Source organism: Flavonifractor sp. An92 (genome assembly GCF_002159175.1).
Lineage (GTDB): Bacteria > Bacillota > Clostridia > Oscillospirales > Oscillospiraceae > Pseudoflavonifractor_A.
In genome coordinates this window covers 143,925-153,855 of sequence record NZ_NFGZ01000006.1, presented here as the reverse complement: position 1 = coordinate 153,855, position 9,931 = coordinate 143,925, and the positions used below count along the sequence as shown (strand labels likewise).

Sequence of the window (9,931 nt, the reverse complement as noted above, 5' to 3'; positions counted from 1 at the left end):
GGTGAGGAGGGCGCAAATGCTGATGGGGACAGGGCTTGCGCCCTCTGGGAGGGGTTGTGTGAGGGGGTTCTTTCCAGCACAAAATATGGGTTGCAATTTCAAAAGGGACACTATATAATGTACTCCGTCAAGAGCACACCGTTTTCTCGCCGCCGGCGGGGAAATGGTGCGTCTCTTTGTTATAGAATATTGAAGGGGCGAGAAGATATGAAGATCATGAAGCGCAGCGGAGTGGAGGCCCAGTTTGACCGAAGCAAGATCGAGGCGGCGGTACGCAAAGCCAACCAGGCCACCGACGGCGCGCCGGAACTGACCGAGGCCCAGATCTGTGCCATCGCCGCGGACATCGAGGCCGATTGCCAGCGGATGGGCCGTGCCCCCTCGGTGGAGGAGGTCCAGGAGCTGGTGGAGACCGGCATCATGGAGGCCGACGCCTTTGAGACTGCCAAGCGCTACATTCGTTACCGTTATAACCACAACCTGATGCGGGAGGCCAACACCACCGACAATCAGATCCTGTCCCTCATCGAGTGCAACAACGAGGAGGCCAAGCAGGAGAACTCCAACAAGAACCCCACCGTCAACTCGGTGCAGCGGGACTACATGGCCGGTGAGGTGAGCAAGGACATCACCCGGCGGCTCCTCCTGCCCCAGGAGATCGTGGAGGCCCACGAGGCGGGCATCATCCACTTCCACGACATGGACTATTATGCCCAGCACATGCACAACTGCGACCTGGTGAACCTGGAGGACATGCTCCAGAACGGCACCGTCATCTCGGGCACCATGATCGAGAAGCCCCACAGCTTCTCCACCGCCTGCAACATCGCCACCCAGATCATCGCCCAGGTGGCCTCCAACCAGTACGGCGGCCAGTCCATCTCCCTGACCCACCTGGCCCCCTTTGTGGATGTGTCCCGGCAGAAGATCCGCGCCGAGGTGCTGGCCGACATCGCCGTATGCGGCGGCTCCACCGACCCCGAGGTCATCCACAAGATCGTGGAGAAGCGCCTGCGGGAGGAGATCCGCCGGGGCGTGCAGACCATCCAGTACCAGGTGGTCACCCTGATGACCACCAATGGACAGGCCCCCTTCATCACCGTGTTCATGTACCTGGGCGAGGCCAAGAATGAGCAGGAGAAGAAGGACCTGGCCCTCATCATCGAGGAGACCCTGAACCAGCGCTACCAGGGCGTGAAGAACGAGGTGGGCGTGTGGATCACCCCCGCCTTCCCCAAGCTCATCTACGTGCTGGAGGAGGACAACGTCCGCCCCGGCACCCCCTATTACTACCTGACCAAGCTGGCCGCCCGCTGCACCGCCAAGCGCATGGTGCCCGATTACATCTCGGAGAAGGTCATGCTGAAGAACAAGGTGGACAAGAACGGCGAGGGCCACTGCTACACCTGCATGGGCTGCCGCTCCTTCCTGACCCCCTATGTGGACCCCGAGACCAACCAGCCCAAGTACTACGGTCGCTTCAACCAGGGCGTGGTGACCATCAATCTGGTGGACGTGGCCCTGTCCTCCGGCGGCGACGAGGAGAAGTTCTGGAAGATCTTCGACGAGCGGCTGGAGCTGTGCTACCGCGGCCTCATGTGCCGCCACAACCGCCTGAAGGGCACCCTGTCCGACGCCGCCCCCATCCTGTGGCAGTACGGCGCCATTGCCCGCCTGAAGAAGGGCGAGCCCATCGACAAGCTCCTGTATAACGGCTACTCCACCATCTCCCTGGGCTACGCCGGCCTCTATGAGTGTGTCAAGTACATGACCGGCAAGTCCCACACCGACCCGGAGGCCACTCCCTTTGCCCTGGCGGTGATGGAGCACATGAACGAGGCCACCGCCCGCTGGAAGGCCAAGGAGCACATGGACTTCTCCCTCTATGGCACCCCCATGGAGTCCACCACTTACCGCTTCGCCAAGTGCCTGCAGAAGCGCTTCGGCATCATCGAGGGCGTCACCGACAAGGCCTACATCACCAACAGCTACCACGTCCACGTCACCGAGGAGATCGACGCCTTTACCAAGCTGTCCTTTGAGGCCCAGTTCCAGACCCTGTCCCCCGGCGGCGCCATCAGCTATGTGGAAGTGCCCAACATGCAGAACAATCTGGAGGCGGTGCTCCAGCTGATGCAGTTCATCTACGACAACATCATGTACGCCGAGCTGAACACCAAGAGCGACTTCTGCCAGGTGTGCGGCTACGACGGAGAGATCTCCATCGTGGAGGACGAGGACGGCAAGCTGGTGTGGGAGTGCCCCAACTGCCACAACCGCAACCAGGACAAGATGAACGTGGCCCGGCGGACCTGCGGCTACATCGGCACCCAGTTCTGGAACCAGGGCCGCACCCAGGAGATCCGGGAGCGGGTCCTGCACCTGTAAGAGAAGAGGCGGACATTTATGAATTATGCCGCCATCAAGCGCCGGGATATCGCCAACGGCCCCGGCGTGCGGGTGTCCCTCTTCGTCTCGGGCTGCACCCACCACTGCAAGGGCTGCTTCAACCAGGAGGCCCAGGATTTCTGCTACGGGGCGCCCTTCACCCAGGAAGTGGAGGACGCCATCCTGGCGGACCTTGAGCCCAGCTACGTCAGCGGGCTGACCCTGCTGGGGGGAGAGCCCTTCGAGCCGGACAATCAGCGCGCCCTGCTGCCCTTTCTGAAGCGGGTGCGGGAGCGCCTGCCGGAAAAGAACATCTGGGCTTTCTCCGGTTATGTCTACGACACCCAGCTTTTGCAGGAGAGCCGTGGCCGCTGTGAGGTCACCGACGAGATGCTCTCCCTCATCGATGTGCTGGTGGACGGTCCCTTCGTGGAGGAGCAGAAGGACATCACTCTTCTCTTCCGCGGCTCGGCCAACCAGCGCCTCATCGACCTGAACGCCACCCGCGCCGCCGGTACGGTGGTGCTGTGGCAGAATCCGGATTGAGTGTCCTCGCCGGACGGGCCGCTTACTCAGCGGGAGCACCGCTTTCTTTGCAAAGAAAGCGGTGGGAAAGAAAGCCCAGAGGGGGGATACCCCCCTCTGGACTCCCCCAAGGCGCACCCCGGCTTGTGTTCCGCTGCGGAGGGATTTCCAAAGCGTGGCGGAGCAAAAACCAGGCCCGGTGCCTATGAAGAAAGCGTTGTACCCTGGCAATCGGGCGGCCCCCAAAAAGGCCGCCCTTTTGGAGGGGAGTGGAGAGGGGAACGAGAAGTTCCCCTCTCCTTCTTTTCTTTCCCCGGTTTCTTTTCGAGAAAAGAAATCGGGTCCCCGCTGGATAGGCGGCCCGCGCGGCGAGCGCAAACTCCCCCGCCGCAGCGGGGGACAACTGCATCTCGATTGCTCACTCTTGAAATCCTAGTATTTCTATCGTATAATGATGGGTAATGAGAGGTGATAGACTTGAAAATTTCCACCAAGGGGCGCTACGCCCTGCGTGTGATGATCGATCTGGCCCAGCACCGGGATGAGGGGCTCATCCCCCTGCACGAGATCGCCCAGCGCCAGGGGATCACGGTAAAATATCTGGAACAGATCATCTCTCTGCTGGGGCGCGCCGGCTTTTTGCAGAGCGTCCGGGGGAAGAGCGGGGGCTACCGCCTGGTGCGGGAGCCGGAGGAGTACACCGTGGGGGAGATCCTGCGGGCCACCGAGGGTAAACTGGCCCCCACCCTCTGCCTGGAGCTGGGCCCCGAGCTGTGCGAGCGGCAGGGGAGCTGCCCGGCCCGGAGCTTCTGGACCGAGTTCTACGACACCATCAACCACTTTCTGGACAGCAAGACCCTCCGGGACCTGATGCCGCCGGAGGAATGAGGCATATCTCCCGCCGGGATGGCATAGACTGGCCTGTGGACGTATTTCGCATCCCGGGAAAGGGGGGAGAGCCATGCCGGAGGAGGAGCGCCGGGAACCCAGGAGCGGCGCCGGAGGCCAGGAGGATGTGGACGATCTGATCTTCCACACCGAGCCGGAGTGGTGTGCCAGCCAGCGATGAGGCGGGTTTTTGCACATTTTTCTTTACATCTCTCTATGGATTGTATATAATGGAGCGATGAAACAATCAAAGTGAGAGTGTATAGTATGCTTCAATTTGACGAGTATAAGGTAAAACTGAACAACATCCTGCCCGACCTGGAGGACCTGAATCAGGCTCTGGGCCTGGAGGCTGCCGCCCGGGAGGCGGATATGCTGGAGTCGGAGAGCGCCTCCGAGGGCTTCTGGAACAACCTGGAGAAGGCCCAGAAGGTCCAGCAGCGCCTGTCCCAGCTCAAGGCCAAGCTGGACGGCCAGAAGAGCCGCATGGACACCTGGTCCGACCTGATGACCCTGTGCGAGATGGGCAATGAGGAGGAGGACGAATCCCTCCTGCCCGAGCTGGAGGAGGGCTTTGCCAAGCTGGAGAGCGACATCGAGGAGGCCCGTCTGTCCTCCCTGCTCACCGGCGAGTATGACAACTCCAACGCCATCCTGAACATCCACGCCGGCGCCGGCGGCACCGAGGCCCAGGACTGGGCCCAGATGCTCTACCGCATGTACACCCGCTGGGCCGAGCGCCACGGCTATGCCTGCAAGACCATGGATTATCAGGACTGCGAGGAGGGCGGCATCAAGAGCGCCACCATCACCATCTCCGGTGAGAACGCCTACGGTCACCTGAAGAGCGAGCACGGCGTGCACCGCCTGGTGCGGGTGTCTCCCTACGACGCCCAGGCCCGGCGGCAGACCTCTTTCTCCGCGGTGGAGGTCATGCCGGAGCTGCCCGACGACGTGGAGGTGGACATCCGGCCTGAGGACATCGAGATGCAGGTCTACCGCTCCTCCGGTGCGGGCGGCCAGCACGTCAACAAGACCTCCTCCGCCGTGCGCCTGATCCACAAGCCCACCGGCGTGGTGGTCTCCTGCCAGACCGAGCGCAGCCAGTTCCAGAACCGGGACAACTGTATGCGGATGCTCCGCTCCCGCCTGGTGCAGCTGAAGATGGAGGCCCATCTGGAGAAGATCTCCGACATCAAGGGCGTGCAGCTCAAGATCGAGTGGGGCAGCCAGATCCGCTCCTATGTCTTTATGCCCTACCAGCTGGTGAAGGACAACCGCACCGGCTACGAGACCAGCAACATCAACGCCGTCATGGACGGCGACCTGGACGGCTTTATCAACGCCTATCTGAAGGCCAGCGCCACCGGCAACTGGGCCAGCAAGTAAAGAAAACGACAGACCGCCCCCATCCGGATTCCCGGATGGGGGCGGTCTTTTGCACGGTGTGAGAAATTTTGCACCAAGAGTGCTTGTATTCTCGTAACTCTTTTGTTACTATTATGATGTCAAACTCCGGAGACATCATCCGGATGAAGTGTGACGAAAGGTGGAATGTTTGAAATGAACTCCAAGAAGATCCTCTCGCTGTCTCTGGCGGCGGCCCTGACCCTGGGTCTGGGCGCTCCCGCCCTGGCGGCGGACGAGACTGCGGCCAAGGAAGACGGCAAGATCGTCATCCTCCACACCAACGACGTCCACTGCCAGATCGACCAGGCCAAGGACGAAGAGTCCGGTGCGGTCACGGCCATCGGCTACGCGGGCGTTGCCGCCTACAAGGCCGAGATGGAGGCCCAGTACGGCGCTGACAACGTCACTCTGGTGGACGCCGGCGACGCCATCCAGGGCGGCGCCATCGGCACCCTGTCCAAGGGCTCCTACATCGTGGACATCATGAACGAGGTGGGCTATGACCTGGCCATCCCCGGCAACCATGAGTTCGACTATGGCATGGACAACTTCCTCACCCTGGCCAAGGAGAAGGCCAACTACGACTACCTGTGCTGCAACTTCACCGACCTGAACGGCAAGGCCGTCCTGGACGCCTATAAGCTGGTGGACTACGGCGATGTGACCGTGGGCTTCGTGGGCATCGACACCCCCGAGTCTTTCACCAAGTCCACCCCCACCTACTTCCAGAACGACAAGGGCGAGTACATCTACAGCTTCTCCCAGGGCAATGAGGGCAAGGACCTCTACGCCGCTGTGCAGAAGGCCGTGGACGACGCCACCAAGGCCGGCGCCGACTACGTGGTGGCCCTGGGCCACCTGGGCAACGAGGGCTCCACTGATGTGTGGACCTCCAAGTCCGTGATCGCCAACACCACCGGCATCGATGTGTTCATCGACGGCCACTCTCACGAGACCTATGACGAGACTGTCCAGAACAAGGACGGCGAGGACGTGACCCTGGCCCAGACCGGCACCAAGCTGGCCAACATCGGCAAGGTGGTCATCGACACCAAGACCGGCGAGATCACCTCCGAGCTGGTCACCGGCTACGACAAGCAGGACGAGGCCGTGGCCTCCTACGTGGCCAAGGTCAACGAGGAGTTCGACGCTGTCCTCCAGGAAGTGGTGGCCAAGAGCGACGTGGATCTGACTACCAAGGACCCCGCCACCGGCAACCGCGCTGTCCGCAACGCCGAGACCAACCTGGGCGACCTGTGCGCCGACGCCTACCGCGTCATGCTGGACGCTGACATCGCCTTCGTCAACGGCGGCGGCGTCCGCGCCGACATCGCCGCGGGCGAGATCACCTACGAGGACATCATCAATGTCCATCCCTTCGGCAACGAGGCCTGCCTGGTGGAGACCAACGGCCAGGACATCCTGGACGCTCTGGAGATGGGCGCCCGCCTGTGCCCCGAGGAGAACGGCGGCTTCCTGCAGGTCTCCGGCCTGACCTACACCATCGACACCACCATCCCCTCCTCCGTGGTCCTCAATGACGAGGGCGAGTTCGTGAAGGTGGACGACGAGTACCGCGTGAAGGACGTCATGGTGGGCGACGAGCCTCTGGACGTCAACAAGACCTACACCCTGGCCTCCCACAACTACATGCTCAAGAACGGCGGAGACGGCTTTGTGATGTTCAAGGACGACACCGTGCTCAAGGACTGCGTCATGATCGACAACGCCGTGCTCATCAACTACATCGTGGACGAGCTGGGCGGCGTCGTGGGCGAAGCCTACTCCAACCCCACCGGTGATGGCCGCATCACCATCATCAAGGACGCCCTGAGCGCCTACACCGACGTGGATACCTCCGCCTGGTACGCTGAGGCCGTCCGCTCCGTGGTCACCGACGGCTACATGAACGGCACCTCCAGCACCACCTTTGCTCCCGCCACCACCGTGACCCGCGGCATGGTCTATCAGACCCTGTACAACATGGCCGGCAGCCCCGAGGTGGGTGAGACCACCTTCACCGACGTGGAGGGCAAGTGGTACGCCAATGCCGCCGCCTGGGCCGAGGCTGAGGGCCTCACCAGCGGCGTCAGCGCCGGCGTGTTCGGCGGCGACCGCACCATGAGCCGCCAGGAGCTGGCCAAGGTGTTCGCCGACTACGCCGCCAAGCAGGGCGTCACCGCCGCTGAGGGTGACCTGAGCAGCTTCACCGACGCCGACCAGGTGGCCTCCTGGGCGCAGGACAGCGTGGAGCAGGCTGTGGCTATGGGCATCATCGCCGGCAGCAACAACAAGCTCAATCCCACCGGCACCGCCTCCCGCGCCGAGCTGGCTCAGATCCTGGTGAACTTCGAGAACGCCACCACCCAGACCGGTGAGAGCACCGAGGCGGCTGCGTAAGTTCCCTTCCGTTCCAATCGATCCAGACCGCGGGGGCCGGCCAACAGGCCGGCCCCCGTTTTACTTCCATCGAAAGGTGTGTTTCGCGTGAAGAAATCGCTCGCTCTGCTGATGGCCGGTGCGCTGGCTGTCAACCTGGCCGTGCCCGCCCTGGCGGCTGAGGCCTCCTTCTCTGATGTGCCGGAAAACGCCTGGTATGCCTCTGCGGTGACCGAGGTCACCGCCCAGGGCATGATGGCCGGCATCGGCAACAACAAGTTCGACCCCACCGGCACCGTCACCCGCGGCACCGTGTTCCAGACCCTCTACAATCTGGCCGACCCCACCGAGGAAGTCGCCGCCACCACCTTCGTGGATGTGGAGGGCAAGTGGTACGCCGACGCCGCCGCCTGGGCGGAGGCGGAGGGTCTGGCCGCGGTCCCCGCGGACAAGACCTTCGCCGGTGACCGGGCCATCACCCGGGCCGAGATCGCCGTGATCCTCGCCCGCTATGCCGAGCTCACCGGCGTGACCAGCGAGGAGGGCGGCATGGCCATGCGGGAGGCCCCCGACTATGACCAGATCCCCGCCTGGGCGCTGGAGGGCATGTCCTTCTGCTACTACGCCGACGTGATGAAGGGCGACAGCCAGGGCTATCTGAACCCCAACGGCACTGCCACCCGGGCGGAGCTGGCCCAGATCCTGGTGCAGTTCACCGCTCTGAGCCCTGAACAGTCCGGCGAGGAGTACATCGCCGCCCATGCGGAGGACTTCTTCCTTACCGGCAAGACCGAGTACACCATCCAGGGTATGATGGTCTCCAAGGACACCTCCTTCCACAACGACCTGGAGAATGTGGACTACACCGCCACCGACGACGGCGAGAGCGTGGTCCTGAAGGGCACCGTGGGCGAGCAGTGGGTCACCAAGCTGAGCAAGGTGCTGGAGACCTACACCAAGGCCGACGGCTCTGCGCTCACCGAGAAGGATTTTACCGAGAACAAGGATACCTTTATCGACCTCAAGACCAAGGCGGAGCCTGACACCAACTTCGCCTGCTTCGTGCCCGCCGACGTGCGCCTCACCGTGAACACCGCCTGGGGCGATGTGCTCCACGTGAACGACCCCGCCTCCGAGCACGGCTATGGCGACTATCTGGTCTGCCCCAACAAGGACGGCAAGCCCGACTTCTCCGACGTCTGGGTGGTCAACGGCGCCATCTTCGCCAACACCTATGACACCACCAATGCCCCCGTGGTGGGCAGCGTGGCCGCGGTGGAGAAGTACGGCAACCTGGACCTGGACATCAAGCCCGAGGCCCTCTACACCGCCGGTCTGGAGCTGGGCGACGTGCTGGAAGTGACCGTCAACGGCACCAGCCTGGACATCCCCTTCTGCACCTCTTACAGCGACGTGAACACCGGTGAGAACGTGGTCCGGGACAACCAGGAGAGCGACCTCCTGGTGGTGGCCATCAACATGGGCAACTTCTCCACCACCTACGGCGTGGAGGAGGGTGACATCGTCACCTTCACGCTGGCCGAGAAGGCGGGCTATCTGGCCCAGTATGAGGCCCATCAGCTCCAGCGCACCAACGAGCGGAGCGACTACGCCTCTGACGAGGTCTTTGCCAACTTCCGCGCCATCACCGTGGGCGACATTGCTGAGGGCGTCCTGTACCGCACCAGCAGCCCCGTGAACCCCGAGCTGGGCCGCGCTTCCTACGCCGATGACCTCATCGAGAAGGCCGGCGTCAAGACCGTCGTGAACCTGGCCGACGATGACGCCGCCATCCAGGGCTACATTACCGCCGAGGGCTTCGATTCCCCCTACTACCAGAGCCTCTATGAGGCGGGCAATGTGATCGCTCTCAACATGGGCGTGGACTACAAGGCCGAGGATTTCCAGACTAAGCTCAAGAGCGGCCTGGAGTTCATGATCGCCCACGAGGGCCCCTACGCGTTCCACTGCACCGAGGGCAAGGACCGCGCCGGCTTCACCGCCATCCTGCTGGAGGCCCTGATGGGCGCCACCCAGGACGAGATCGTGGCCGACTACATGGTGTCCTATGAGAACTACTACCACGTGGAGAAGGGCTCCGAGCAGTACCAGCTCATCTCCGAGGTGGCCGTGGGCATGCTCCGCGACATGGCCGGCCTGGAGAAGGACGCCGACCTCACCGGCGTGGACCTCCAGAAGGCCGCGGTGGACTATCTCACCGGCATCGGCATGACCGCCGACCAGATCACCGCCCTTCAGAACCGCCTGTCCACCCCCGTGGCGTAAGCAAATATACCGCAAGGGCCGCCCGGAAAGAGACCGGGCGGCCCTGTTCACGCAG

The 9,931-nt window shown here is 62.8% G+C and carries 6 protein-coding genes; all 6 read left to right on the top strand.

Annotated features, from left to right (window positions below; genetic code table 11):
• The first annotated feature begins 207 nt into the window (after window positions 1-207).
• The 6 genes from nrdD (at window position 208) to B5G43_RS06545 (ending at window position 9,876) form a co-directional block, all read left to right on the top strand.
• Window positions 208-2,388: an anaerobic ribonucleoside-triphosphate reductase gene (nrdD, locus tag B5G43_RS06570; RefSeq protein ID WP_087259677.1), complete on the top strand. Its 2,181-nt coding sequence runs from the start codon at window positions 208-210 to the stop codon at window positions 2,386-2,388.
• An 18-nt stretch (window positions 2,389-2,406) separates the two neighbouring features.
• A complete protein-coding gene (nrdG, locus tag B5G43_RS06565; protein ID WP_087259676.1) occupies window positions 2,407-2,934 on the top strand; it encodes an anaerobic ribonucleoside-triphosphate reductase activating protein in 528 nt (175 codons plus the stop codon).
• A 456-nt stretch (window positions 2,935-3,390) separates the two neighbouring features.
• The gene (locus tag B5G43_RS06560) at window positions 3,391-3,801 is read left to right on the top strand and encodes an RrF2 family transcriptional regulator (protein WP_087259675.1); all 411 of its coding nucleotides are present in this window, start codon (window positions 3,391-3,393) and stop codon (window positions 3,799-3,801) included.
• Between the two features lie 267 nt (window positions 3,802-4,068).
• Entirely contained in the window at window positions 4,069-5,190 is a 1,122-nt protein-coding gene (gene prfB, locus B5G43_RS06555) for a peptide chain release factor 2 (protein ID WP_087259674.1), read from the top strand.
• A gap of 174 nt (window positions 5,191-5,364) precedes the next feature.
• Window positions 5,365-7,611 (top strand): 5'-nucleotidase C-terminal domain-containing protein, encoded by a 2,247-nt coding sequence (locus tag B5G43_RS06550; protein WP_087259673.1) that lies wholly within the window; start codon window positions 5,365-5,367, stop codon window positions 7,609-7,611.
• An 87-nt stretch (window positions 7,612-7,698) separates the two neighbouring features.
• The gene (locus tag B5G43_RS06545; protein ID WP_087259672.1) at window positions 7,699-9,876 is read left to right on the top strand and encodes an S-layer homology domain-containing protein; all 2,178 of its coding nucleotides are present in this window, start codon (window positions 7,699-7,701) and stop codon (window positions 9,874-9,876) included.
• Window positions 9,877-9,931: the final 55 nt, after the last annotated feature.